The organism is Staphylococcus sp. 11262D007BW (genome assembly GCF_053547815.1).
This window is the reverse complement of the sequence record NZ_JBPWPJ010000001.1, coordinates 1,686,904-1,712,845: the sequence shown is the minus strand read 5'-3', so window position 1 is coordinate 1,712,845 and position 25,942 is coordinate 1,686,904. Positions and strand designations below refer to the sequence as shown.

The window sequence follows — 25,942 nt, the reverse complement described above, 5'->3', positions numbered from 1 at the left end:
TAGGGAAAAGGATATTTTTATCAGTGGAAAACGATGAATATATTTTCCTTAAACAAATCCTATGCCTTTACTCTTAAATATTGCGTTGTACGGCGTTCGATACGGTGGAAGAGGAATTCTAAGAAAATAGCTAATCCCCAATAAAAAATGACCGCTACCGTATAGACTTCTACAAAGCGATATCCTTCATTAGCAATGACCTGACTTCGACCAATAATTTCAGGAATTTGTATCGCAAAAGCGAGAGACGTGCCTTTAATCAGCATAATAAACTGGTTTTCAATATTTGGTAAAGCGTAGCCAAATGCTTGTGGCAAAATGATGCGACGATACATTTGCCATTGTGTTAATCCTAATGTTTGAGCTGCTTCATATTGACTGTTTGGCACAGAAAGTAAGCCACTCTTAATGCTTTCAGATAAATAACTAATCGCGTGAAAGCTAAAGGCAATACATGCGAGTACAAGCGGTGGCATTAAATCTGGGTCAATCGACGTCGTAAAATGGGTATTTAGCCAGATAATCAATGCTGGTAGGCCGTAATAAAAAATAAATAATTGCACAATGAGTGGTGTACTTCTGATAAAAGAATTATAAACCGTAATGCATTGACTCAACACCTTTACATTTTTAAATTGTATCCATGCAAAGAGACTTCCGATAATTAACCCTACTATCATAGCAATCAGCGTAATGAGCAATGTATAAGGTAGCCCTTTGAGTACATCTAAAAATGTATTGATCATAAATTGCATCGTGGCACCTCCTTAAGCTTGATATGGTTTATTTGTAAGTTTAGAAATCCAGGTCATAACCCCTTGAACAATTAAGGCAAGTGCCCAGTAAATAATGGAAATAACGATATAAACTTCTAACATACCTAATCCATAATTATTACCGATAATCAGTTGCACTTGGCCCATCATATCGATAATCCCAATGGTAAATGCGAGTGATGTATCTTTGATGAGTTCTATAATTTGAGTCGTCAGGTTAGGTAACATATTTCTTAAAGCTTGTGGTAACACGATACGTCGCAGAATGTGTGTATAACCCATACCGACTGTGAGACCAGCTTCTATTTGGCTATATGGTACAGAGTAAAACCCAGCTTGCATAATAGTAGAAAAGTAAGCTCCTGTATGCAACGTAAACGTTAAAATAATAAAAAATAAACGACTCCATTGATTAATATGAATACCAATCACATCTAATAGTTGAGGCAAGGCAAAATAAACTAAAAATAATTGTAAAATGAGTGGCGTACTTCTACTAAAAGATAAGAAAATACGCACTAACCCATTAAGTATCGGAATGTGTTTAATACGAATTATCGCTAGCAAGAGACCGAGTACAAATGCCAATACTAGTGAAACGATAATCATGACTAATGTAATCGGTAGTTGTTGTAGGACTTGTTGAAATAAATCTAACCAATTAGTTTCCATCTGTATTGACCTCCAATGCCGCTTTCTTTTGGTTAATTGTCTCTAAATCTTGATAAATGTCGATATCAAAGTATTTTTGAGATAATTGTTGTAACGTGCCATCTTCTTTTAACTCCTTAGTGGCTTGATCAATATCATCATGAAGTTGTTGATTTTTCTTGTTGTAAACGATATGAATAGGCTCTTTTGACACAATGCCACCAATTTTGACGTCTTGTTGTAACGCTTCTTGAATGGCAGTATACGTATTCCAGTTAACAAACATAGCATCTCTACGTTGCTGTGCGACCATTTTGAGACTATCTCCATTTGATGGACTTTGAATGATATCAAGTGGAATCTCATGCGAATGAGCGTCATTATATTGTGATAAGATCGAGTATAATCCGCCACTCGGTGCCATAGGCGTGAGTTGTTTATCAGTAAGGTCATCTAGTGTATGTATCGTTTGATTATTCTGATGCACTGCAAGCATAGTTAAGGAATAACTATAGGGTTCATCTTGATATAGAAATTGTGCCTCACGTTCTGGCGTTTTAAAGAACCAATTGATGCCCATATCAAACTTACCGGCACCGATACCAATAAGGTTTGATTCTTCTTGTCCCACTTCATATTCAAAATTGTACTGCGGTAATTTTTGTTCGAGTAGTTTCATATAGTCCATATCTAAGCCGACAAAATCATTGTTGTCATCCGTATAAAGATAGGGCGGATTGACTTCAGCGGACAGTGCGACCTTCACTGTTTTTTGTTTAGATGATGGGTCTTCTGAATTTGTGCTACAGCTTGCTAATAGGATTCCTATGAAAATAATAGATAAGTATTTGAATAATCGTGTCATAGTGTCACCTGTTTGTTATTTTGAATCCGATCAAGAAATTGATTCACACGTGAATTATGAGATTCATTTAAAACATAATGGGGTGTACCTTGTTCAATAATCTTGCCATGATCGATAAAAATGATTTGATCTGCTACCTCTGCCGCAAATTGAATTTCGTGTGTGACAAGGGTCATTGTCATACCTTGTTGTGCAATAGATTTGATAAGGTTAAGGACACTTGTAATAGATTCTGGATCAAGTGCTGACGTCGGTTCATCTAGTAATAATAAGTGTGGATCTAACGCGAGTGCTCTAATAATACCAATTCGCTGACTTTGTCCTCCCGATAATTGAATTGGATATTGGTTAGCATGTTGTTTTAAATTCACTTCTTCTAAGAGTCTAAAGGCAATCTCTTTGGCTTCTGACTGACTTTTCTTTTGGCCATAAATAAGGCCTTCTGTAATATTTTGAAGTGCTGTTTTATTTTGAAATAAATTGTAATTTTGAAAGACCATAGCAGATTGTTGACGAAGTTGTTTAATCTCTTTGCGTTTAGCCTGTTCAAAATCGACTTGATAATTGTTAATTGCGATTCTCCCGGATTGAGGTTGCACGAGTGCATTTAATGTTCTAAGTAAGGTTGTTTTACCAGAACCACTCGGGCCAATTATAGCTGTCACTGAACCTTGTGCTTGCGTAAATGAAATATCGTCGAGCACTTTATGATGGTGGTAAGCATGATGTAAATGATTGACATGTAACACAAAACATTCCCCTTTCTTGACATAAAGTTATCACAATTAGCCTTATCGGTAAAGTCGGGATTTAATTTAAATGAAGTTAATTATAAAAAATGAATCAATTTGAGTAGTATCGCACATCGTTTTAAGACCACGAATGGATGCAACATGTTATGATAGATAAGGAAAGGGAAAGTTCATAGGTATTTGAGAGAGATATAGGAGGAATTATATATGATCTTTGAAAAAATGGAGCAATCTGATTATGAACAACTTGTCTTCTGTCATGACAAAACAAGTGGTTTAAAAGCGATTATTTGTATCCATGACACAACACTAGGACCTGCATTAGGTGGTTGTCGTTTTTGGAACTATGAGACAGAAGACGATGCGATTGTCGATGTGATGCGCTTAGCTAAAGGTATGACTTACAAAAATGCGGCAGCTGGCTTAAATTTAGGTGGCGCAAAAACAGTCGTAATAGGTGATCCAAAAAAAGATAAATCAGAGGCATTTTTCAGAGCATTAGGCCGTTATATTAATAGTTTAGATGGTCGCTATATTACAGCCGAAGATGTCGGAACAACAGTAGAAGATATGGACATGATCTATCAAGAAACACCGCATGTATGTGGTATTAGTGAATCATTTGGTTCTGGTGGTAACCCAAGTCCAATGACAGCACTAGGTGTATATTATGCGATGAAACGTACTGCCAAAGAAGCATTTGGTAGTGATAGTTTAGAAGGAAAAACGATTGCGGTCCAAGGTGTAGGTAATGTTGCATATCACATGTGCGAATACTTACACAAAGAAGGCGCTAAATTAATCGTTTCTGATATTAATGAAGAAGCGGTGCAACGTGCAGTAGACGACTTTGGTGCACAATCTGTTGATACAGAAGAGATTTATAGTGTCGATGCTGATATTTTTGCACCATGTGCTTTAGGCGGTATCTTAAATGATAATACAATTCCAACGTTAAAAGCTAAAGTAGTATGTGGTAGTGCGAATAACCAACTACTTGAAGAAGATAAACACGGTCAAATGTTAAAAGATCGCGACATTATGTATGCACCAGATTTCGTAGTAAATAGCGGTGGTGTTATCAACGTATCTGATGAATTACAAGGATATAATCGTGAACGTGCTACGAAAAAAGTAAAAGGTGTTTACGATCAAATGGATAAAATCTTTACAATTGCGAAAGACGAAGATATTTTACCACTTCAAGCTGCAGAACGTTTAGCAGAAGATCGTATTGAAGCGATGATGCGTGTGCACAGCAAATTCTCTTCAAAACCAAATAATCAAATTCAATCATAATTAAATGATTAAAGAAAACAGTGAGGTTTAGTGTGTTAGCACTAGACCTCATTTTTTTAGGTAAAACATTTAAAAGGGTTTCGATTACGAGACTTCTAAAGGGTGACTTATGAGGATCAGGCGTTTAAAAATACTGGTTGCACCTTAACGCCTCGCGTTACTGAGCATTTCGAACAAATGTGAGTTAGTGATCAGTATGCATATGAACGCGAGTGAATAGGTGTTCCTCTCTATGCCAAAGAAGTCTCGGCTAAGGTGGCAATCAGTGGAAAGTGTCTCGAAATCAAGAAAGCACTATATCCAATTGACTGTTTCTTAATGTTTATTAAACAATCATTTTAAATGGATTCGATTGCGAGACTCCTAAAGGATGACTTATGAGTATTAGTAATTAAAAAACTGATTGCACCTTAACGCCTCGCGTTTCTAGGCGCCTCACCTCAACTAATTTTGTCTTATATAAAAATGTTAAATAAGAAGACAAAATGGATTTTCGGTTTCGGCTTTATGCCAAAGAAGTCTCGGCTAAGGTAGCAATCAGTGGAAAGCGCCTTGAAACTAAGAAAGCACTATATCAATTGATTGATTCTCGATGTTTATTAAACAAACATTTAAAAGGATTTCGATTATGAGACTCCTAAAGGATGACTTATGAACATAGTGAATTACGTCATCCTTACACATACGAACGTGAGTGAGTAGGTGAACCTTAATTTATAATCCGGCTTCGTGCTGCAAAACTCTCAACAAAATGAGACACTTCACTAAAACCAAAGATCGGTTTGAGTTCAGCGCTCGATTTTGCTCGGGGCCAAACCGCTTTCTTCCGCACTTTTAGGTGTTGGCGGTGAATTTGAAGATGTCTGAGTTATATATTTTAAAGATATGTGATAAGAGGTAATGGATGATGGTGCCGCTGATTAAAGGGACGATGATGTAAACGAATAGTACGAGTGCTAAGTTAATAAGGTTACTATCCATGAGTTCAATGGCTTTTATCGGGCCAACTAATCCGACTAACCCGAATCCGGCTGTTTCTTTTGTACCTTCAATACCAACGAGTGCGCCTACTGCACCTGTGATAGCAGCTGTGAGTCCAATCGGTAATAAGATGATTGGATAGCGGATGGCGTTTGGCATCATCATCTTCATCGCACCTAGTAATATAGCAATTGGCACGCCAACTTTATTAACACGTAATGTGCCAATGAATAAAACAATGGCAGTTGTCGCAACGCCTATAGCAGCAGCACCAGCCGCTAATCCTGATATACCAATCGCCAAACCAACTGCGATCGTCGATACTGGTGAAATAATAATAAAAGAAAATAAAACAGCAATTAAAATACACATGAGTATAGGTTGTAAGCTTGTAAATGTATTAACAATTTCTCCAATAGCTAGTGTTAGTTGGCTCACATAAGGAAGTGTCATCATACCAATAAAGCCAGGGATTCCACCCACAAGTATAGGCAATAGAATAATGTTTAAACTCCCAAATTTACCATCAAGCCATAATACGAGTAAAACAGCAATGGCAGCAGTGATCATCGTGTTGATTAAATCACCAATGCCTACAATTTGCCAACCTGTTTCAGTGACTTTGGCTGCACCTGAGCCTACAAAAGCAGCAGCGCCCACAATAGCCGTGCTCATCGGGCTAAGTTTAAATTGTAAAGCAATTAATACACCCACAATCACCGGAAGCGCATATTGAATGCCTAAGACGACTTGGTGAAGGGTACTAAAAATAGAAGCATAGCGGCTTAAATATTCAAAAAGTCCGCCTAAAACAGCATTAGGAATAAGGCCAACGATAATCGCAATGGCTAATCCATTTAATACATTGAAAGTAAACTGTTTAATTGTAAAGGTTTGATTGTTTGTTTGTGTCATAGTAGTTGATACTCCTAACAATGGATTTTTAAAAGTTAATAGTTATTATGGCCTAGAGCTAAAAGAAATTCAACATTATTTTTAGAAAACTCTAACTTTTTACTGGTTTAGTATCCTATTAATTTGTATTTATAAATGCATAAAATAAAAGATACTTATCTAAGGGGGAAGATAAGTATCTTTAGATTGTAATAATAGGAGTATGATTTCGTTTTAATTATTGTGAGATGGGCGTTTTTCCTTTGAAATTAACGTACTCATATGCTTTTTCAACATCGCTATCACTAGGCGGGCAGACATTATTAAGTTGGTAGGGGATACCAAGTGATTCCCATTTGTGAACGCCAAGTTGGTGATATGGTAATAATTCAAACTTTTCGACATTATCAAGTTCATTTATAAATTCACCTAACGCGCGCAAGTCTTCGGGGGCATCAGTAAGACCTGGTACAAGTACATGACGAATCCAAATAGGTTGTTTTCGTTCGGATAGATAGCGAATATAATTTAAAATATGCGTATTCGAACGGCCGGTTAACGCTTTGTGTTTTTCATTTTGAATGTGCTTAATATCAACCATCATTAGGTCTGTGTAGGGTAAGAGTTGATCAAAGTGTCTTCTAAAAGCTTCTGTGTCATTTGCACACCCTAATGATGTATCAATGCAGGTATGAATACCATGCTGTTTTAATGATTTAAAAAGTTCTTTAATAAAGGGCATCTGTAGTAAAGGTTCACCGCCGCTTAGAGTAACGCCACCTCCTGATGCACTAAAATAAGGCTGATAAGGAAGAATTTCTGTTGTTAATTCCTCTACAGTGGCTTCTCGAGATGCGTTTTTTATATTCCATGTGTCAGGGTTATGGCAATATAAACATCTTAATAAGCAGCCCTGTGTAAAAATAATATAGCGTAGACCTGGACCATCTACAGTACCTAAACTCTCAACAGAATGAATGTAGCCTTTCATTATTTCTCCCTCATCTTTCTACCTTTTATTTACATTGATTCATGGAATGTTCTTGAAATAACATCGAGTTGTTGTTCACGTGTTAATTTAATAAAGTTGACTGCATAACCTGAAACTCGCACGGTTAATTGCGGATATTCTTCAGGGTGTTCCATGGCATCAATTAAAGTGTCTCGGTTAAAGACGTTAATATTTAAGTGATGTCCACGTTGTAAAGCGTAACCATCTAAAATACCTACTAAATTGTGTTGTTGTGTATATGATTCTTTACCGAGTGATTTAGGAACGATACTAAATGTATTTGAAATACCATCTTTACAACAATCGTAAGGTATTTTAGCCACTGATGATAGGGAAGCAAGCGCACCATGATCATCACGGCCATGCATTGGGTTAGCACCAGGCGCAAATGGTTCGCCAGCTTTTCGTCCATCTGGTGTGTTGCCGGTTTTCTTACCGTACACCACGTTTGATGTGATTGTTAATACACTCATTGTATGCTCTGAATTTCGATATGTTTGATGTTTACGTAACTTTTGCATAAAGCTTTCGACTAGTTGAATGGCGATATCATCAACGCGTGCATCATTGTTACCATATTTTGGATAATCGCCTGTTGTTTCAAAGTCTACCACAAGCCCATTGTCGTCACGGATTGTGCGAACTTGACCATATTTAATTGCTGATAATGAGTCAGCTGCGACTGATAATCCGGCGATACCAGTGGCCATTGTACGATGCACATCAGTATCATGTAATGCCATTTCGATACGTTCATAGCTATATTTGTCATGCATATAATGGATAACATTGAGTGCATTGATATACACGCCAGCAAGCCATTCCATCATCGCATCGAATTGTTGATATACTTCATCATAATCTAGCACTTCTGAAGTAATAGGGGCGAAGTTTGGTGCTACTTGTACGCCAGATTTTTCATCTTTACCACCATTAATAGCATATAGTAATGTTTTAGCGAGATTAGCGCGTGCACCAAAGAATTGCATTTGTTTACCGATACGCATAGCAGAAACGCAACAAGCGATACCGTAATCGTCTCCATAACTTTCACGCATTAAATCATCGTTTTCATATTGAATTGCGCTTGTTTTAATACTCATTTTTGTACAATAGGTTTTAAAATTTTCAGGTAGACGTGTTGACCATAATACAGTCAAGTTTGGTTCAGGTGCAGGTCCTAAGTTGTCTAAAGAATGTAAGAAACGGAATGAGTTTTTAGTGACCATATGACGTCCATCGATACTAACCCCACCAATAGATTCAGTAACCCATGTAGGATCGCCAGAAAATAATGCGTTATATTCTGGTGTACGCGCGAACTTAACAAGACGTAATTTCATAATAAAGTGGTCAATAATTTCTTGTACTTCAGATTCTGTGATGCGACCATCTTGTAAATCTCTTTCAGCATAGATGTCTAAGAATGTCGAAGTACGTCCTAAACTCATTGCAGCACCATTTTGTTCTTTAATGGCTGCAAGATAAGCAAGGTACAACCATTGAACGGCTTCTTTAAAGTTTTCAGCAGGTCGACTTAAGTCAAAACCGTATAATTCACCAAGTTGTTTTAGCTCGCTTAAAGCGCGATATTGTTCAGAAACCTCTTCACGTAAGCGAATGATGTCTTCCGTCATTGTAGTAGAAAGTTGATTGAAATCTTTTTGTTTTTCTTCCATCAAGAAATCAATACCATATAATGCGACACGGCGATAATCTCCAATAATACGACCACGGCCATAAGCATCTGGTAATCCAGTGATAATACCAGCTTTTCGACAAGCTAACATTTCTTTAGAATAGGCATCAAATACGCCTTGGTTGTGTGTTTTGCGATAGTCTGTAAAGATATGTTCAGTTTCCTTATCAAGTTCATAACCATATGCTTCACAAGCAGCTTTAGCCATTCGAATACCACCAAATGGTTGCATTGATCGTTTAAATGGCTTATCTGTTTGTACACCGACAATTTGTTCGAGAGATTCGTCTAAATAACCCGCATTATGAGAGGTGATTGTGGATGGTACTTTAGTATCCATATCCCACATCCCACCCCGTTCGCGTTCTTCTTTTGTTAAGGCCATGACTTGATCCCACAATTGAGTGGTTGCTTCGGTAGGACCAGCTAAAAACGCATCATCACCTTGGTAGCCTGTATAGTTGAGTTGAATAAAGTTACGAACATCGATTTGGCGTGCCCAACGTCCCGTTTTGAACCCTTCCCATGCATTTCGTGTTTGTTTACTATTGTGTATCATAATAACCCTCCAATCAGTGTGTTCAACTTTTCACAAACAGTGTAACATCATTTGTGAATTAAATCACTATAAAGTGTAAGCGTTTTAAGAAGTGTCATAATTTAGTTTTATTTTGATTGAAAAGTTGTCACAATTATGAAAATAAATTTATAAGTATATTAATGGTTATTGTGTTTTAAATGGTTGATAAGATTAATATTAAATCGTTTATGAGCAAAGCGGTTCAATGTTTAGGTGAGAATGTACTATGATGGTGATAAAGATACAAGGAGGTTGAAACTATGGCTAAAACAATTATTTTAGGTGCTAATGGCGGTGTAGGCCAACACCTTGTTAAAAAGATGAAAGCACAGAATGAGGATTTTGTGGCAGGTGTCCGTCAATCCTCTCAAAAAGAAGCATTAGAAGCTGATGGTATTAAAGCTGAACTTGTAGACGTAGCAAAAGCATCTATTGAAGAGCTTGCAGAGCAATTTCAACAATATGATCAAGTTATTTTTTCAGTAGGTTCTGGTGGTAGCACTGGTGCTGATCAAACTATTATTGTTGATTTAGATGGTGCTGTAAAAGCCATTAAAGCTAGTGAAAAAGCGAACGTTAAGCACTTTATTATGGTTTCAACATATGACTCTAGACGTGAAGCGTTTGATGAGAGTGGCGATTTAAAACCTTATACAATCGCTAAACATTACGCAGATGATTATTTAAGAAACAGTCAACTGACTGCGACAATCGTTCATCCAGGTGCATTAAAAGATGACCCTGGTACTGGTAAAGTAGATGTGGCTGCTATTTTTGACCAACCTGAAAAACGAGAAATTCCACGTGAAGATGTTGCAAGTGTGCTATATGAAGTAGCCACACAAGCCGACCATCAAGGAAAAGAATTTCAAGTATTAACAGGCAAAACACCAATCGCTGAAGCGTTAAACAATCTGTAAATAGATATTGAGTTTACCCTCTGATATGGACTTAAAGATTATCCATATTCAGAGGGTTTTTATTTGTTAAATTTTCATGAACACTTTGCTAGCTATTTCCCTTACATATTAAAAACGTTAAAATAGAAGTTAATTAAAATAATAATATAGGGTGAGAGTCACGATGAAATTTAATGATGATATAGAGCAAATGTTAGGGGAGCTGTCGGACAAAGAACGGGCACAGTTTGAAAAAGAAATGAGTTCATTATTCAAAGATAATATGGATAGCTTTTTAGAAATGTCGAAAAATAGTATTACTGTGCTAATGTCAGACTATAAAGTAGACGATGTAAAAGCATTGTGTAAAGCACACGATATTAAAGGTTATTCAAATTTAAATAAAGACGAGTTATTACAGCACTTTATTGAGTCATTAGTAGATGAGACGTACTTCAAACAAGAAGTTGCTAAGATGACTAAAGCGCAACAACTTGCTTTGGTTATGACAGCTGAGATGAATGAGAGATTTGATGCGATTGTTACACCTGTTCAATTTGACGATACCTTCTTAATGTTTAGTATTGATGAAGGACACGGATACTACAGCCTACACTTACCGGATGAAGTGAGTGACAAAGTTCGCCAATATATTCAACAAGATGAGCACCTACGTCAAATGACATTAGCTTATCAATTATTAGTAGCGTCTTCTAATTTATATGGATTATTCTCTTATACGCAACTTCAAAATGTATATCGTCATTATTTAGGAGTTGCGTATAGTTTAGTCGACATACAAAACTGGTTAAAACGCGTTGAATATGTGAATCCAGAAATGACAAGCTTTAGAGTCGTTAATGGTTTAATTGCAAGCAAAGGATTACAATTTGAAGAAGCAGAATATCCTTATTTCTTAAAAGAAGCTAAATACTATATGCCAGAAACGATAGATGCATTTTTAACTTATGAAGACAATGTATATGGTATCGATGATGAAACAGAAATGAATTTTATGGCATGGGTGGAAGAAAATACACTTAAACATAATCAATCAAATGTGAATGCGATAGAATTGTCTGTTGAACTATTAACGATGATGAAACATGCAGCTTCCTTTGATATGATTCAATCTATATTAAATTCCTTAGTTGATGATGGTGTATTACGTCAACGTGTAAAACAAACTGGCAAGAATGTCGTAAAACCTATTTTTATGAATATGCGTAGTTGGATGTACCATGGATATACTGTGGAAGAATATATTGATCTGATGAATCAAAATGAACGTCATCAATTTAGTAACGTTATTGATTTTAATCAACATAGAAAATAGATCAATGGTTTTAAAAAGTAAGAGGGTAGAAGCTTATCATTAGGCTTCTATCCTCTTTTATAGTTATCAATGTATTTAACAAATTGATTTACAGATGAGAATTTTCTGAAAAAGGGTGTCTTTTCAATTTAAAAAGTGGTATAACTATAAATAAGGCTATAAGGGGATGTATTTTAGCTTACAAAGGGGATGAGATAGATGCTAAAAAGATTAGGATTCATATTTTTAGCAATGGTGATTACAACCACGATTGCTGAAACATACTTAATTGCAGGTACATGGCAGTATCTCTTAATGCAATCAATGGCATTAAGTTGTATTCTCTTTTTTATTTATCATTTTATCGTATTTCAAAGAGCGCAACGAAAAAGTCATCAATCTGAAGAGGATAAGTGGCTATCGTCACAAGGGTCTCAAGAAATATACAATGAACAACCACTTAAAAAGATTAAATAATAGGGGAGAGGTCCTTGCATAAATAAAACCCTTATGTAAGCGTCATATCTTACATAAGGGTTTGTTTAACTACACTTTAGATTACTGCTCTAAATGAGTGGATTATGAGAAGACTTCATCTTTACTTGATTCACCAAAGATTTTTTCTTTGATTGCTTGTCCTGTTGGTGTACCAGCTAGGCCGCCGATACCTGTTTCACGTAATGATGAAGGTAAGTTACGACCAACTGTATCCATTGCCATAATTACTTCATCAACTGGAATACGGCTTTCAACACCTGCAAGCGCTAAGTCTGCAGAGATTAATCCGTTACCTGAGCCGATTGCATTACGCATTACACATGGGATTTCTACAAGACCAGCTACTGGGTCACATACAAGGCCTAATAAGTTACTTAAGCTGATTGCGATAGCATGACCAGATTGTGTTGGTGTACCACCGAATGTTTCAACAGCAGCAGCTGAAGCGATAGCAGATGCTGTACCAACTTCTGCTTGACAACCACCTGTCGCACCAGCAACTGATGCGTTGTTTGCGATAATCATACCGCACATTGAAGCAGAGAATAAGAATTTAAGCATTTGTTCATTGTCTAGATTATGTGATTTTTCAAGTTTGAATAACACACCAGGAATTGTACCCGACGAACCAGCTGTAGGTGTTGCACAAATAATACCCATCGCAGCGTTCACTTCATTTGTAGCAATCGCACCTTCTACAGCTGAAATCATGTCATAGCCTGATAATGCATGATTGTTTTGGTTATATTCATGAACTTTAATTGCATCTTGACCAGTGTAACCAGTTACACTTTTTACGCCTTCGCCAGTTGTACCTTTTTCAACTGCATCGCGCATTGTATCAAGATTGTGTTGCATCATTTCAAAAACTTCTTCACGTGACATGCTACGTGTTTCCATTTCGTGTTCAATCATGATTTCTGAAAAGCTTTTATTGTTACTTTCTGCATATTCTATTAATTCTTTCATAGTATCAAACATTATGATCTGCCCCCTCAATTACTGAATGTACGAGAAGTTTAAGTCACTATGCTCTTGTCTTAAATCTTCTAATAATTCGTCTTTAATACCTTTATTTAAATGTAAAGCAAGTAAGCATCGTTCACCGCTCATTGTTTTAATTTCTTCGTTAATGTCTACGTTCTTTTCAACAAGTTCATTAATTAAGTGGTTGATTTTTGAAATACCATATTTACCATCAATTACAAGTAAGTTTGGTGTATGTGATAATAAGATACACATATCATTAACGTGAATACTTTTAACTTTAAAAGCACCACCACCAATTGAAATACCATTTAATTCAACGTGACGATCACCTTTTTCAATAATGATTAATGCGCAGTTAGGGTGTTCGCCTAAGCTTGAACCTTGTTCTTCAATGAATTCAAATGGAATACCTTGTTCTTTAGCAATCTTAGTTGAATTTTTAATACGTTCATCAAATGTACTAAATCCAAGTAATCCTCCGATGATTGCTAAATCTGTACCGTGCCCTTTATGTGTTTCCGCAAACGACTCATAGTAATGAACTTTAATTGATTCAGGTGTATCACCCAATACAGCTCTTGCTGCTTGAGCAATTTTAACTGCACCTGCAGTGTGTGAACTTGAAGGTCCCATCATAACAGGACCAATTATATCAAATGCACTTTGGAAATCCTTAGTACGTGCCATAATTCATCGTCTCCTTAGCTAACTTGATTTTCTACTTTATTTGATTGTTGCATTTTAACACCGAAGTTTTTCTTGTTCATGATTGTTCCAATGATCATACCTAAGATGATACTTACAATTGCTACAATAATAACTGTAATAATAACTCTCATTGAGTCGTTAAAGCCTAATGCAACAATTGGACCAGCGATTGGTGTTGCCATACCTGGTTGGTTGACTACAATACCCATCGCAGTGATGATTAGACCATTGACCATACCTACAATCGCATTTGCACCATACAATTGAAGTGGGTATTTAACGATTGTATCAATTTGAGTTAATGGTTCAACCGCAACAGCGAATGCTTTACCTCTGTTACCGATTTTAAGTTTTCTAAACATATTGTAGTTAACAAATGAACTACCCATACAGCCTAAAGCACCAATTGCCATTGGAATACCTGTTAAGCCTAATAAGCTTGTAAATACCATTGAACTTAATGGTGTCATACCAACTACTGGTACGATGGCACCAATTACAAGTGCTAATGCATAAGGGTTATCGTTACCAACCGCAGTTACGGCTGTACCGATTTGTTGTAATACGGCAGTGACACTTGGTGAAACAATAGCGGCAATACCGTATGTAATTGCTGGAGATAATAAGATAACTACAATTAAGTCAATTCCCTCTGGAACATGTTTTTCCAGTGCTTTTAAACCAAATGCTACAATGTATGCAGCGATAAATGCTGGTAATAATTTAAAGTCGATTAGTACAAGACCAGTTAGTACGGCAAATACTGGATTAACTCCGAACTTTAAACACGTTAAAATACCAACTGCGATACCGCTTAATCCACCGGCGAAATCACCAAGTTGTGTGAAATACTCACCTACTTGACCAGGTATTGTACCTCCAATCGCATATTTTAAGAATGCTTCTGGTAAGAAAGACGCACAAGCTGCCCCAGATAATGCTTGTAAGCTGACTTTACCATTCGGTGCAAACTTTAAAAATAAAGTCATTGCTAATAGCACGACAAGTAGCGTGCCTATCCCTAAAATAAAATCCATATTCTTTTCCTTCTCTCTTCTGTATAATTATTTTTTGTTTTTCTTTAACGCACCACAATAATAAAGGGTTTTGAAAACGTATGCAACCCCTTCATATAGCATGTTATAGCTTAACAAAAATTAACATCAGATTTAAATAATATATTTATTTAGTTTGTGAATTTTTTTTTATCGAAACCTTACAACACCGCAACGCTTTGAAGCTTCTTCACATTAACGTAGTAAAGCAAAAGGGTATATTAACATAATTTGACAATTTTATGACAATCAAAAGTTCTAATGTTAACAATTTTCAGGAAGTTTAAAAATTGTAGTTCAAAATATATTTGTATGAAATTTTTGTGAAATAGTTCGCAAAACGCTACTTTTATACTGCGCTTTTCGTTATAATGAAGTTAAGGAAAGTAAAATAATAATTAGAGGAAGTGGTTAGGATGAGAGAAACAATCAACGCACTAATCCATTCTGAACAAGGCAGTTATGAAATTTATCTACACACAGGTATTAGTCAAGGTATTATTTTTGATTTGCGTGCAGGTTATCGGTCATTAGATGATATGAATCTTAAAGATGCCGAAAGTTTGTATAACTATGCTTGTCGTATTTTAGCCTAAAATAATTTAACTTAAACATCTTCATTAAAACTGAAATTTTTCATTAATAAAGAACGTCCCGCATATGATTGTGATATGCGGGACGTTTTTTATAACTAACACTTACTTAGAATAAACCTTTTGGCTCATTGCTAATATCAATATAAATGTTTTTAACTTGTTGATAATTTTGGATCGCTGCTTTATAAGTTTCGCGACCAATACCAGATTTTTTATAGCCTCCGAATGGTGCGCCTTCAACGACTTGATTATATGTGTTAATCCAAATACGACCAGTACGTACATTTTTAGCGATATTTAAAGCGCGATTGATGTTAGTTGAGAAGACGCCACCTGCAAGACCATAGTCTGAGTCATTAGCGATATCAATGGCTTCTTGGTCGTTTTTAACTTTGATTACAGTTAATACAGGACCAAAAATTTCTTCTTGTGCTAACTTATTGTCATTATTATCTACTTCAATAATAGTAGGTTCAAAGAAATGACCTTTGTCTAAGCCATTGTCAGTGATGCGGTTACCACCCACTAAGATATTAGCACCATATTCTTTAGCATAGTCAATATAGCTTTCGATTTTATCAATTTGTTGTTGACCTGTTTGAGAGCCCATTTGTGTGTTGATATCTAGAGGATCGCCAACTTTGATATTTTTGAATGCTTCTACTAATTTAGGAACGACTTTATCATAGATATCTTCGTGTACAAGTAATCTAGATCCTGCACTACAAACTTCACCTTGGTTAAACAAGATACCTAGTTGAATACCTTCAAGCGCTACATCTAAATTAGCATCGTCTAAAATAATATTGGCACTTTTACCGCCTAATTCTAATGTCGCTGGAACAATACGTTTAGCGCCTGCTTCAGCTACTTGATAACCAACATCTGTTGAACCAGTAAATGATAATTTATCTACACCTTCATGGTTAAAGATTGCATTACCAGATTCTGAACCTTTACCAGTTACAACATTGACAACACCAGCTGGTAAAACCTCTTGGAAGATTTTAGCTAGTTCTAATAAACTTAGTGGTGTTGAAGAAGAAGGTTGGATGACAACAGTGTTACCTGCTGCTAGTGCTGGTCCAAGTTTCCATGCTGCTAATAACATAGGGAAATTCCATGCTACAACAGCACCAACTACACCGATTGGTTCATGTTGAATTAAACTCATTGTATTATCATCAATATTATTTAATGTACCTTCATCTAAATCTGCTACGCTACCAAAGTATTGATAATGTCTTGCAGCTAAAGGTAAATCCATTGTAGATGATTCGCGAAATGCTTTACCTGTATTTAATGTTTCAACAGTTGCTAAAAAGTCATTCTTTTCAGCGATTTTGTTGTGAATTTCGCGTAATAAGTTTGAACGTTCTTGTTTTGATTTACGACTCCATTCAGGAAATGCTTTCTGTGCTGCTTGGACTGCTCTGTCAACATCGCTCTCGTTTGCTTTTGCAACTTTTGATAGTTGTTCACCAGTGGCTGGGTTGTATACATCAAGGTATTCACCTGATTGTGGTTTTACAAATTCACCACCGATAAATAATTCATATTGATCAGCAATATAATCTCTAATATTAACAGTCATAAAGATAACCTCCCTTGAATTGATGTCCGTCACTTGGAATACGTTTCACTTTAGCATTGAGTGACATTTATAATCTAACTTCATTTTAACGGGCATATAAAAAAAGGGAAACTAATATGACTTATTGAAAGGATAGTGCGTAACATTTTTGATGATATATCGTACTCAAGTACTAGTTAAAGTCCAATCTAACGTCCGATGTGAGGATTGAATATCTGAGGTATAGTATAGACAGAACAGTTCAATAACTATTCCCTTTCTATTTAGAACTGTTCACCAATAGAGTGAGACAAACCAATAACCAATCAAATCCTAAAACCTCCTTAAAAGATTATAAAAGGACAAAGTTGATGAGAACGCTAATGCACTTACCCCATGCATTAGCGTTTATTTTTTGAACATAAATTTAACCATTATGTAAAATAGCGCTTCAATAATATATGGTAAGATAAACGGTATATTAATGAATACATATGTAGGGGATGGATATATGAAAAAGTTGTTATATCGTTGGTTTATTGAAGGACTAAGTTATATGACATTAGGTCTTTTTGGTTCTTTAATTATAGGATTAATATTAGACACAATCGGTAATCAAACATTAATTCCTCAATTAAATTTACAATTTTTAGTCGATATTGGTGAAGTGGCACAAAGTTTAACAGGGGCGGCAATAGGGGCTGCCATTGCTTATGGATTAAAAAGCAAACCGCTCGTTGTTTTTTCAGCAGTCATTGTGGGGACGCTCGGCTATGATACGTTTGGAGGCGGTCCTGTAGGTGCGTTTGTCGCTACTATTGTCATTGTAGAAATGAGTCGCCTCTATGCCAGTAAGACGAAGATAGATATTATTTTAACCCCATTATTGACGTTGGTAATTGGTGGTCTCGTTGCGAAATTTATAGGTCCAGTGTTAAATCAATTGATGACAGCATTAGGTGAAATTATTAATGCTGCAACGACGCAACAACCTTTAATTATGGGTATCATCGTCGCCGTGATTTTTGGTTTATGTTTAACTGCACCCATTTCAAGTGCAGCCTTAGCATTAATGTTAGATTTATCAGGTCTTGCGGCAGGAGCGGCGACAATTGGTTGTGTCTGCCAAATGGTTGGGTTTGCGGTTACAAGTTATAAAGATAATGGCGTAGGAGGACTTATTTCCATTGGTATAGGTACAAGTATGTTACAAATGCCTAATATTCTCTTAAAACCAATTATTCTCATACCGCCTACACTAGCCAGTGCGATCATTGCACCTGTGATGACTGTATTGTTCCCGATGACTAATAATGCAGCGGGTGCAGGCATGGGCACAAGTGGGTTGGTTGGACAAATTATGACAGTTTATACAATGGGTCATTCGTTTCAAACCTACCTATTAATTGCTATTTTCCATTTTCTTTTACCTGTCATTGTGACAAGCTTAATTTACATTGTTATGGCCAAACGAGATTGGATTAAACCGGGAGATCAAACGATCAATATGGGATAAACAGTATGACTAATTGTGAAAACATTGTGGCAATTGTGTCATGTCGGTTTTGAAGAGCGCTATTATTGATAGAATGAAATTAAGCAAATGACAAAAAACAAGAGGGGTTGTCACAAATGAGTAAAACGACAAACAAATCGTTTAAACCAGTTTGGCTTATCATTAGTTTCATTGTATTGATTGGTATACTATGTCTTCCGACTTCTAGCGATTTACCTGTCATGGGTAAAGGGGCGTTAGCCATTTTAGCGTTTGCAGTGATTTTATGGGTGACTGAAGCTGTAAGTTATCCTGTCTCTGCTACGATGATTTTGGGGCTAATTATCCTAATACTCGGGTTTAGCCCAGTACAAAATTTGACGGAATCGTTAGGAAACCCAGAAGGATCAGGTAGCGTACTAACAGGTGCAGACTTATTCGGTACAAGTAACGCGTTGAAACTTGCTTTCAGCGGATTTTCAAGTAGTGCTCTTGCGCTTGTTGCTGCAGCTCTATTTTTAGCGACAGCCATGCAACTGACTAACTTACATAAGCGGATCGCTTTATGGGTGTTAGTGTTGGTGGGGAATAAGACGAAAAATATTGTAATTGGTGCCATTTTAGTCGCAATTATTTTAGCATTCTTCGTACCTTCAGCGACTGCTCGTGCTGGCGCAGTAGTACCTATTTTACTAGGCATGGTAGCTGCTTTTGGTGTCTCTAAAAATAGTAAAATGGCAGCTTTACTCATTATTACAGCTGTTCAAGCGGTATCTATTTGGAATATTGGTATCAAAACGGCAGCTGCACAAAACATCGTCGCGATTAATTTTATCAATGGGCAGTTAGGGACTGATGTGTCATGGGGTGAATGGTTTTTATATGCAGCGCCATGGTCTATCATTATGTCGATTGTCCTTTATTTTGTGATGTTAAAAGTTATCCCTCCAGAGCGACAATCCATTGATGGGGGGAAAGCATTAGTGAAACAACAATTACAAGAATTAGGACCGATTAAACCACAAGAATGGCGATTGATTGTTATTTCAATCATATTGTTAGTAATGTGGTCCACTGAAAAGGTCTTACATCCTATTGATTCGTCTTCAATCACAATTATTGCTTTAGCGGTCATGTTGATGCCTAAAGTAGGTATTATGAGTTGGAAAGAAGCGGAGTCACGTATTCCATGGGGAACAATTATTGTGTTTGGTGTCGGGATTTCATTAGGAACTGTATTGTTACAAACGAATGCAGCTCAATGGTTAAGTGATAAAACATTTGGCTTAATAGGCCTTCAAGGGATGCCGATAGTGGCGACGATTGCGATTATTTCTTTATTTAACATTCTTATTCATTTAGGCTTTGCGAGTGCGACAAGTTTAGCATCGGCACTTATCCCGGTATTTATTTCGTTGACTTCTACACTTCAATTAGGCGATAACGCGGTAGGATTTGTGTTAATTCAACAATTTATTATTAGTTTCGGATTTTTATTACCTGTCAGTTCGCCTCAAGGTATGTTGGCTTATGGTACTGAAACCTTTGAAGTAAAAGACTTTTTGAAGGTTGGTATACCCCTCACAGTGATCGGTTATATTTTAGTCATTATCTTTAGTATGACGTATTGGAAATGGGTCGGCTTACTTTAATCAATTTTTTTAAAGATATAAAGTTGTCATTTGATTGTCAAAATTATTGAGATTATTTATAAAAAAACAGTGTATAATAGAAATGGAATTATTATAATCTTTTATAAGTGATATGTAGTGGAGGTTATGGTCATGAATAAACGATATATGAAAGTGTTAGTGTTATACATTTTAAGTAGTGCGATTGCTGCCACAGTGGGCAAATCACTTTCTTTAAAACGTTGCACTAAATGGAGCGTTGAAACTGCGGTAGGCTTTGCTGTATTTTCATGTGGCTTAAAATGGATGAAAAAAGCAAAAACAAATCGCGAGTCATAAGGATAACAATATTATAATTGGTGAAAAATGTTTAGGTCGTTACAATGTTCAAATTCCGTTGTAACGGCTTTTTTCTATGTAAATATACTGTTATATGATGTAAAATAGCTATGTTCACTTTATTCTTTAATTTTTAAATTTATTGGAGGTTTTATAATGGGGATTAATAAGCCATCAAAATCTGTAAGCGATTCATTCTCATCTCGTGAAACAGTTGAAGGTATTGTGAATTCTGTAGCAATGAAAGAAGTTATGTTAGATCGTGCGATGCCACGCTACATACTTAAATCAATGATGTCAGGCTTTTTATTAGCGATCGTGACAGTGTTTATGCTTGCTATTAAAACACAAATGGACGGGGCATTACCTGGCGTTGTTAATTTAATGGGAGCTCTTGCATTTAGTATTGCATTAGTTTTAATCGTATTAACACACTCTGAGTTATTAACAAGTAACTTTATGTTTATGACAGTGGGAATGTATTACCGCACTGTTTCAATAGCTAAGTCAATATGGTTATTTATTGTTTGCTTTATTGGGAATATTTTAGGCGCATTTGTCCTATTTATTTTACTTTATTTTACTAATGTCATGACACCTGAAATGATTGCTGCTTTAACATCAACTGTAGATGCTAAAACAATCGAACCAACTTGGGGTGCCATTTTAGTTAAAGCGATTTTCGCTAACTTTTTCATTAACATTGGTATTTACGTTTCTCTACAATTTAAAGATGGTTTATCAAAAACATTCTTTATTGCTGTAGGGGTTATTATATTCGTATTTATGGCATATGAACACGTTGTTTATAACGCAGGTCTTTTTGTTGGTATGCTATTCTATAACATTGACGCATTAAACTGGTTAGGCGTACTTAAAAACCTTGTATTTGCGTTTATTGGTAACTATATCGGTGGCGGTATTTTAGTAGGATTATTATTTGCTTACTTAAACGGCTCACACAAAAAATAATATATCACTATCAATCCAAGTCATTTCACATATGAGCGGTTCAAATAGTTTAAGCCTTATGCGATTTTTGGTAATCTAAAAGCACTAAAAAGTACTTAAAGGCGGTGTGATTATGGCTAATGAAACAATTAGATTGGCAACTTTACAAGATGCTGAAGCCCTACAACAGTTGATGTATCGCGCATTTACACCATTAAGAGAAGTGGGCATTGAATGGCCATCTGTTAATGCGGATATTGAGATGATAGAGAAAAACATCAAGTATAATTCAGCGTTTGTTTTAGAGAAAGACGGACGTATCATTTCAACGTTGTCTATTCGATATCCTTGGGAACCGAAAGATCCAGTTTCTAAATATCCATTTGTATGGTGGTTTGCGACGGATCCAGATTTTGGAGGTCAAGGCTATGGTAAAAAGGTCATGCGTTACGTTGAAGAAACGATACTTCGAGATACACTAAAAGCACCGGCTGTGGTTTTAGGTACATCAGGACGTAAAATGGCTTGGTTAAAAGATATGTACGAAAATCATGGATATGATGTCTTTTTTGAAAAAGAAGATGATACTGGCGATGTGAGTGCGATGATGGTGAAGGTGTTAATACCTGAACGATATAATGCAGATTTATTAGCACCGCCACCTTGGGCACAATAAATATCGTTTAAAATAGGGAATTCCCTGTCTCATTAAGGTAGGGGATTCCCTATTTTTTAATTTCTTGTGAATTCAATCACAAAAATACCGTGAAATATTTTACAATATAAGTGAAAGGAGGGAATTGATTGCAAAAAGTTATTTTAGTTATTCATGGCATGAGAACAGGCAAACTGAATCAAACATTACATCAATTTACTGAATCGGTTTTTAAGGACACAGACATTCATTATGATATTGCTTTTTTAGAAAGTGAGGAAGCGTCTTTTGAACATTGCTTACGTCATAATATTGAACAAGGTTATACACAAATAAAAGTGGTTCCTCTGATGTTGTTTACGGCATCGCATTATTTTGAGGATATTACTTCCATTTGTGAAGAGTGGCAACATGAAAGACCTCACCTTCAACTAACGGTTACCCAACCGCTAGGCACGCATCCATTAATGAGTAAGTGGGTACAATCGCAAATCACCCGTTATCAAGATTTGATAATATCAAAAACTGCTATTGTCGTGTTGGCGCATGGCAATAAACGATTTAAAGAACCAGACGAGGCGCTTAAAAAGATTACGCAACAACTTCATTCTGATGAATTGCCGTGTTATCCGGCCATGGTGTATGGTGATCTGCAATTTGCTGATGTATTACCGACATTAGATACAGATTATGACCGATTAATCATTATTCCATTCTTTTTTTATGATGGATTTTTGGTGAATAAAACAAAGCAACGAATTGAAGCATTACATTTAAATGCAGACGTTACATTTACGTCAGCAATCAATTTTCATCCGATATTAAAAGATATAGTGATGGACCGAATACTTGAAAAGGATGAGTGATGTGTATCCAATACAACTTAACTTAACAGATAAACATGTGGTGATTATCGGTGGCGGTCAAATCGCATGGCGTAAATTGAGTAAATTAAAAGCAGAACATTGTACGATTGATGTGGTGAGTCAAACATTTAATAGCGATTTTCGTTCGTTTCATTGGCCTGATCACATTCGATGCATTGAAAAAAGTTATGAGCCAAGTGATATTCAAGGTGCAGATTTAATTATTATTGCGACAGATGATGGTGCTGTTAACGACCGTATTTGTGCTGATGCAGCACCTCATCAATGGGTCAATCATACAGGTGATCGCCATCAATCTGATTTTTATAATATGGTAACGGTTCATCATGACGGTATCACATTCAATATTAGTTCTAATGGAAAGTCTATTCACAAAGCACAGAAGTATGCAACGCGAGTCAAAGCATTTTTAGAGACGATGGAGGAAGATATTAATGGCTAAAACAAAATTATTAATGATTGGTAATGGCATGGCGGGCGTCAGAACAATTGAAGAAATATTAGAACGTGATCCAGATCAGTTTGAGATAACCATTATTGGTAAAGAACCGTATCCCAATTACAACCGCATTATGTTATCGAATATTCTTCAAAATAAAATGACCATCGAAGAAACGATTATGAATCCATATGAATGGTATGAAGAACATAATATTCGATTAATCACAGGAGATAAAGTTGTAAAAATTAATAGAGATGAGCAAAATGTTGAAACGGAACAAGGTAAAGTCGTTGAATATGACAAAATGATCATCGCAACGGGTTCTAACTCGTTTATTTTACCTATTGATGGTTCTCGATTAGACGGAGTTATCGGTTTTCGTACGATAGATGATACTGAAAAGATGATAGAACTTGCCCAAACTAAGAAAAAAGCCATTGTCATTGGTGGTGGATTATTAGGATTAGAATGTGCGCGTGGCCTTGTAGATCAAGGTATGGACGTGACTGTTGTTCATTTAGCCGAGTGGTTAATGGAAGTTCAATTAGACCGCAAAGCTGGGGAATTGTTAAAAGCTGATTTAGAACAACAAGGCATTCGCTTTGAGCTTCAAGCTAACACTCAAGAAATACTAGGGGAAGATCATGTTGAAGGAATTCGCTTATCAGATGGTCGCGTCCTTGAAACAGATATGGTCGTGATGGCTGTAGGTATTCGTCCAGTTACTAAAGAAGCTAGAGCTGCTGGGTTAGAGATTGGCCGCGGTATTGTAGTGGATGATTTTATGAAAACAAGTGATCCTCACATTTATGCGGTTGGTGAATGTGCTGAACATCGTTCTAAAGTATATGGCTTGGTTGCGCCACTTTATGATCAAGGAAAGGTACTTGCTGATCATATTACTGGAAGACCAACAGATGGCTATCAAGGTTCAACAACATTTACGTCGTTAAAAGTATCCGGTTGTGATTTGTTTAGTGCGGGTCAAATTGTTGAAACAGAAGGCATTAGAGGTATTGAGACGTTTAATAGTGTCGATAATATTTATAAAAAAGTATTTATTAAAGATCGTGCTATCGTCGGTGCGGTATTATATGGAGATACCGAAGAAGGTAACCGTTTTTATAATATGATGAAAAAAGGCGATACGATTGATGATTACACATTAGTCTCTATTTTACATAAAGCAGGTGAAGTAGACGCTATTAGTATTGCTGATATGGACGATGATGAGACGGTTTGTGGATGTAATGGTATTTGTAAAGGTACGATTGTCAATGCAATTCAAGAACAAGGGCTTACCTCAGTGGATGAAGTTACTAAAGCCACAAAAGCAGGAAATTCTTGTGGTAAATGTAAACCACAAATTGCAGAATTATTAGAATATACATTAGGCGATGATTTTGTAGCAGGGGCACCAACAGGTATTTGTGCATGTACGGACTTAACGAGAGATGAAATCGTAACTCAAATTCGTAAAAAAGGCCTTAAAACATCTAAAGAAGTACGCTATGTATTGGACTTTAAAGATAAAGGTGGTTGTCCTAAGTGTCGTCCGGCCATTAACTATTACTTGAACATGATTTATCCACATGATCATGAAGACGAAAAGGCATCACGTTTTGCTAATGAACGCTATCATGCCAATATTCAAAAAGATGGCACATTCTCTGTGATACCGCAAATGCGTGGCGGCGTCACAGATGCTGATCAGTTGATTCGCTTAGGTCAAGTAGCTAAAAAGTATGACGTTCCATTAGTGAAAGTCACTGGTTCTCAGCGTATCGGTTTATATGGATTGAAAAAAGAAGAACTACCAAAAGTATGGGACGATTTAGGTATGCGTTCAGCTTCAGCGTACGCTAAGAAAACACGTTCAGTTAAAAGTTGTGTCGGTAAAGAATTTTGTCGATTTGGTACACAATTTACGACAAAATTAGGTATTCGTCTTGAAAAAATCTTTGAATATATTGATACACCGCATAAATTTAAAATGGGTGTGTCAGGTTGTCCAAGAAGTTGTGTCGAATCAGGCGTTAAAGATTTTGGGGTGATTGGTGTAGAAAATGGCTTCCAAATCTATGTTGGCGGTAATGGTGGTACAACAGTAGAAAAAGGCGAATTCTTAACTACTGTAGAAACTGAAGATGACGTAGTGAAATTATGTGGTGCTTTCATGCAATACTATCGTGAAACAGGTATCTATGCAGAACGTACTGCACCTTGGTTGATACGTCTTGGTTTTGACAATGTTAAAGATGTTATTTTAGATCCTGAAAAACAAAATGAATTATTTGAACGTGTGATGGAAGCCAAAGCAGCAGTCGCAGAAGAACCATGGCAACAAATTGTAAATGATGACTTGAAACAAAAAATATTTGAAGTTGAGAAGGTGTAAA

The 25,942-nt window shown here is 36.3% G+C and carries 24 protein-coding genes; 13 read left to right on the top strand and 11 right to left on the bottom strand.

Going from position 1 to position 25,942, the window contains the following annotated elements:
• Positions 1–59: 59 nt before the first annotated feature.
• Genes ACEE93_RS08570 through ACEE93_RS08555 form a run of 4 tightly spaced genes read right to left on the bottom strand, consistent with a single transcriptional unit; the run spans position 60 to position 3,041 of the window.
• Positions 60–755, bottom strand: coding sequence for an amino acid ABC transporter permease (locus ACEE93_RS08570; protein WP_449155883.1), 696 nt, complete (start codon positions 753–755; stop codon positions 60–62).
• 12 nt (positions 756–767) lie between these two features.
• Complete coding sequence (locus ACEE93_RS08565) at positions 768–1,448, bottom strand: amino acid ABC transporter permease (protein WP_449155884.1); 681 nt, start codon at positions 1,446–1,448, stop codon at positions 768–770.
• On the bottom strand, positions 1,438–2,292 hold the full coding sequence (locus tag ACEE93_RS08560) for a transporter substrate-binding domain-containing protein (RefSeq protein ID WP_449156501.1): 855 nt from the start codon (positions 2,290–2,292) through the stop codon (positions 1,438–1,440). Before ACEE93_RS08560 ends, ACEE93_RS08565 begins: the two co-directional genes overlap by 11 nt.
• Positions 2,289–3,041, bottom strand: coding sequence for an amino acid ABC transporter ATP-binding protein (locus ACEE93_RS08555; RefSeq protein WP_449155886.1), 753 nt, complete (start codon positions 3,039–3,041; stop codon positions 2,289–2,291). Before ACEE93_RS08555 ends, ACEE93_RS08560 begins: the two co-directional genes overlap by 4 nt.
• A gap of 210 nt (positions 3,042–3,251) precedes the next feature.
• Between ACEE93_RS08555 and ACEE93_RS08550 the strand changes: the two genes are divergently transcribed.
• Entirely contained in the window at positions 3,252–4,343 is a 1,092-nt protein-coding gene (locus tag ACEE93_RS08550) for a Glu/Leu/Phe/Val family dehydrogenase (protein ID WP_449155887.1), read from the top strand.
• A gap of 834 nt (positions 4,344–5,177) precedes the next feature.
• On the opposite strand, the gene ACEE93_RS08545 is transcribed toward ACEE93_RS08550, so the two are convergent.
• The 3 genes from ACEE93_RS08545 to pflB all read right to left on the bottom strand — a co-directional run bounded on the left by ACEE93_RS08545 (position 5,178) and on the right by pflB (position 9,488).
• Positions 5,178–6,239, bottom strand: a complete 1,062-nt coding sequence (locus ACEE93_RS08545) for a PTS transporter subunit IIC (RefSeq protein WP_449155888.1) — start codon at positions 6,237–6,239, stop codon at positions 5,178–5,180.
• Between the two features lie 217 nt (positions 6,240–6,456).
• A complete protein-coding gene (gene pflA / locus ACEE93_RS08540) occupies positions 6,457–7,212 on the bottom strand; it encodes a pyruvate formate-lyase-activating protein (RefSeq protein ID WP_449156579.1) in 756 nt (251 codons plus the stop codon).
• 26 nt (positions 7,213–7,238) lie between these two features.
• Positions 7,239–9,488, bottom strand: a complete 2,250-nt coding sequence (gene pflB, locus ACEE93_RS08535) for a formate C-acetyltransferase (RefSeq protein ID WP_449155889.1) — start codon at positions 9,486–9,488, stop codon at positions 7,239–7,241.
• A gap of 281 nt (positions 9,489–9,769) precedes the next feature.
• Here pflB and ACEE93_RS08530 point away from each other — a divergent pair, with 281 nt between their 5' ends.
• From ACEE93_RS08530 to ACEE93_RS08520, 3 genes are all read left to right on the top strand, one after another.
• Positions 9,770–10,429 (top strand): NAD(P)-binding oxidoreductase, encoded by a 660-nt coding sequence (locus ACEE93_RS08530; protein ID WP_449156500.1) that lies wholly within the window; start codon positions 9,770–9,772, stop codon positions 10,427–10,429.
• A 163-nt stretch (positions 10,430–10,592) separates the two neighbouring features.
• The gene (locus tag ACEE93_RS08525; protein ID WP_449155891.1) at positions 10,593–11,744 is read left to right on the top strand and encodes a hypothetical protein; all 1,152 of its coding nucleotides are present in this window, start codon (positions 10,593–10,595) and stop codon (positions 11,742–11,744) included.
• Positions 11,745–11,942: 198 nt separating this feature from the next.
• The gene (locus ACEE93_RS08520) at positions 11,943–12,200 is read left to right on the top strand and encodes a hypothetical protein (protein WP_449155892.1); all 258 of its coding nucleotides are present in this window, start codon (positions 11,943–11,945) and stop codon (positions 12,198–12,200) included.
• Positions 12,201–12,302: 102 nt separating this feature from the next.
• On the opposite strand, the gene sdaAA is transcribed toward ACEE93_RS08520, so the two are convergent.
• Genes sdaAA through ACEE93_RS08505 form a run of 3 tightly spaced genes read right to left on the bottom strand, consistent with a single transcriptional unit; the run spans position 12,303 to position 14,956 of the window.
• Positions 12,303–13,202, bottom strand: a complete 900-nt coding sequence (sdaAA, locus tag ACEE93_RS08515) for an L-serine ammonia-lyase, iron-sulfur-dependent, subunit alpha (protein WP_449155893.1) — start codon at positions 13,200–13,202, stop codon at positions 12,303–12,305.
• A gap of 18 nt (positions 13,203–13,220) precedes the next feature.
• Positions 13,221–13,898: an L-serine ammonia-lyase, iron-sulfur-dependent subunit beta gene (sdaAB, locus tag ACEE93_RS08510; RefSeq protein WP_449155894.1), complete on the bottom strand. Its 678-nt coding sequence runs from the start codon at positions 13,896–13,898 to the stop codon at positions 13,221–13,223.
• Positions 13,899–13,912: 14 nt separating this feature from the next.
• Positions 13,913–14,956: a PTS sugar transporter subunit IIC gene (locus tag ACEE93_RS08505; RefSeq protein ID WP_449155895.1), complete on the bottom strand. Its 1,044-nt coding sequence runs from the start codon at positions 14,954–14,956 to the stop codon at positions 13,913–13,915.
• A 434-nt stretch (positions 14,957–15,390) separates the two neighbouring features.
• Between ACEE93_RS08505 and ACEE93_RS08500 the strand changes: the two genes are divergently transcribed.
• On the top strand, positions 15,391–15,570 hold the full coding sequence (locus ACEE93_RS08500) for a hypothetical protein (RefSeq protein ID WP_449155896.1): 180 nt from the start codon (positions 15,391–15,393) through the stop codon (positions 15,568–15,570).
• A 106-nt stretch (positions 15,571–15,676) separates the two neighbouring features.
• Here ACEE93_RS08500 and ACEE93_RS08495 read toward each other — a convergent pair whose 3' ends face one another.
• Entirely contained in the window at positions 15,677–17,164 is a 1,488-nt protein-coding gene (locus ACEE93_RS08495) for an aldehyde dehydrogenase family protein (protein ID WP_449155897.1), read from the bottom strand.
• 490 nt (positions 17,165–17,654) lie between these two features.
• Between ACEE93_RS08495 and ACEE93_RS08490 the strand changes: the two genes are divergently transcribed.
• The 8 genes from ACEE93_RS08490 (at position 17,655) to nirB (ending at position 25,941) form a co-directional block, all read left to right on the top strand.
• On the top strand, positions 17,655–18,659 hold the full coding sequence (locus ACEE93_RS08490) for a PTS transporter subunit IIC (RefSeq protein WP_449156499.1): 1,005 nt from the start codon (positions 17,655–17,657) through the stop codon (positions 18,657–18,659).
• Positions 18,660–18,775: 116 nt separating this feature from the next.
• Positions 18,776–20,290 carry an SLC13 family permease gene (locus ACEE93_RS08485; protein ID WP_449155899.1) on the top strand — a complete coding sequence of 505 codons (1,515 nt, stop codon included), beginning with the start codon at positions 18,776–18,778 and terminating at the stop codon, positions 20,288–20,290.
• 132 nt (positions 20,291–20,422) lie between these two features.
• Positions 20,423–20,608 (top strand): hypothetical protein, encoded by a 186-nt coding sequence (locus ACEE93_RS08480; protein WP_449155900.1) that lies wholly within the window; start codon positions 20,423–20,425, stop codon positions 20,606–20,608.
• A gap of 156 nt (positions 20,609–20,764) precedes the next feature.
• The gene (locus ACEE93_RS08475) at positions 20,765–21,580 is read left to right on the top strand and encodes a formate/nitrite transporter family protein (RefSeq protein ID WP_449155901.1); all 816 of its coding nucleotides are present in this window, start codon (positions 20,765–20,767) and stop codon (positions 21,578–21,580) included.
• A gap of 112 nt (positions 21,581–21,692) precedes the next feature.
• A complete protein-coding gene (locus ACEE93_RS08470) occupies positions 21,693–22,235 on the top strand; it encodes a GNAT family N-acetyltransferase (RefSeq protein ID WP_449155902.1) in 543 nt (180 codons plus the stop codon).
• A gap of 128 nt (positions 22,236–22,363) precedes the next feature.
• Positions 22,364–23,080, top strand: coding sequence for a sirohydrochlorin chelatase (locus ACEE93_RS08465; protein ID WP_449155903.1), 717 nt, complete (start codon positions 22,364–22,366; stop codon positions 23,078–23,080).
• On the top strand, positions 23,073–23,543 hold the full coding sequence (locus ACEE93_RS08460) for a precorrin-2 dehydrogenase/sirohydrochlorin ferrochelatase family protein (protein WP_449156498.1): 471 nt from the start codon (positions 23,073–23,075) through the stop codon (positions 23,541–23,543). Before ACEE93_RS08465 ends, ACEE93_RS08460 begins: the two co-directional genes overlap by 8 nt.
• The gene (gene nirB, locus ACEE93_RS08455) at positions 23,536–25,941 is read left to right on the top strand and encodes a nitrite reductase large subunit NirB (RefSeq protein ID WP_449156497.1); all 2,406 of its coding nucleotides are present in this window, start codon (positions 23,536–23,538) and stop codon (positions 25,939–25,941) included. Before ACEE93_RS08460 ends, nirB begins: the two co-directional genes overlap by 8 nt.
• Position 25,942 lies beyond the last annotated feature (1 nt).

Excerpts from the sequence above, each read along its gene's own strand:
- ACEE93_RS08570 (WP_449155883.1), bottom strand. The coding sequence starts at position 755 with ATGCAATTTATGATCAATACATTTTTAGATGTACTCAAAGGGCTACCT.
- ACEE93_RS08565 (WP_449155884.1), bottom strand. The coding sequence starts at position 1,448 with ATGGAAACTAATTGGTTAGATTTATTTCAACAAGTCCTACAACAACTA.
- ACEE93_RS08560 (WP_449156501.1), bottom strand. The coding sequence starts at position 2,292 with ATGACACGATTATTCAAATACTTATCTATTATTTTCATAGGAATCCTA.
- ACEE93_RS08550 (WP_449155887.1), top strand. The coding sequence starts at position 3,252 with ATGATCTTTGAAAAAATGGAGCAATCTGATTATGAACAACTTGTCTTC.
- ACEE93_RS08545 (WP_449155888.1), bottom strand. The coding sequence starts at position 6,239 with ATGACACAAACAAACAATCAAACCTTTACAATTAAACAGTTTACTTTC.
- pflB (WP_449155889.1), bottom strand. The coding sequence starts at position 9,488 with ATGATACACAATAGTAAACAAACACGAAATGCATGGGAAGGGTTCAAA.
- ACEE93_RS08530 (WP_449156500.1), top strand. The coding sequence starts at position 9,770 with ATGGCTAAAACAATTATTTTAGGTGCTAATGGCGGTGTAGGCCAACAC.
- ACEE93_RS08525 (WP_449155891.1), top strand. The coding sequence starts at position 10,593 with ATGAAATTTAATGATGATATAGAGCAAATGTTAGGGGAGCTGTCGGAC.
- ACEE93_RS08520 (WP_449155892.1), top strand. The coding sequence starts at position 11,943 with ATGCTAAAAAGATTAGGATTCATATTTTTAGCAATGGTGATTACAACC.
- sdaAA (WP_449155893.1), bottom strand. The coding sequence starts at position 13,202 with ATGTTTGATACTATGAAAGAATTAATAGAATATGCAGAAAGTAACAAT.
- sdaAB (WP_449155894.1), bottom strand. The coding sequence starts at position 13,898 with ATGGCACGTACTAAGGATTTCCAAAGTGCATTTGATATAATTGGTCCT.
- ACEE93_RS08505 (WP_449155895.1), bottom strand. The coding sequence starts at position 14,956 with ATGGATTTTATTTTAGGGATAGGCACGCTACTTGTCGTGCTATTAGCA.
- ACEE93_RS08500 (WP_449155896.1), top strand. The coding sequence starts at position 15,391 with ATGAGAGAAACAATCAACGCACTAATCCATTCTGAACAAGGCAGTTAT.
- ACEE93_RS08495 (WP_449155897.1), bottom strand. The coding sequence starts at position 17,164 with ATGACTGTTAATATTAGAGATTATATTGCTGATCAATATGAATTATTT.
- ACEE93_RS08490 (WP_449156499.1), top strand. The coding sequence starts at position 17,655 with ATGAAAAAGTTGTTATATCGTTGGTTTATTGAAGGACTAAGTTATATG.
- ACEE93_RS08485 (WP_449155899.1), top strand. The coding sequence starts at position 18,776 with ATGAGTAAAACGACAAACAAATCGTTTAAACCAGTTTGGCTTATCATT.
- ACEE93_RS08480 (WP_449155900.1), top strand. The coding sequence starts at position 20,423 with ATGAATAAACGATATATGAAAGTGTTAGTGTTATACATTTTAAGTAGT.
- ACEE93_RS08475 (WP_449155901.1), top strand. The coding sequence starts at position 20,765 with ATGGGGATTAATAAGCCATCAAAATCTGTAAGCGATTCATTCTCATCT.
- ACEE93_RS08470 (WP_449155902.1), top strand. The coding sequence starts at position 21,693 with ATGGCTAATGAAACAATTAGATTGGCAACTTTACAAGATGCTGAAGCC.
- ACEE93_RS08460 (WP_449156498.1), top strand. The coding sequence starts at position 23,073 with ATGAGTGATGTGTATCCAATACAACTTAACTTAACAGATAAACATGTG.
- nirB (WP_449156497.1), top strand. The coding sequence starts at position 23,536 with ATGGCTAAAACAAAATTATTAATGATTGGTAATGGCATGGCGGGCGTC.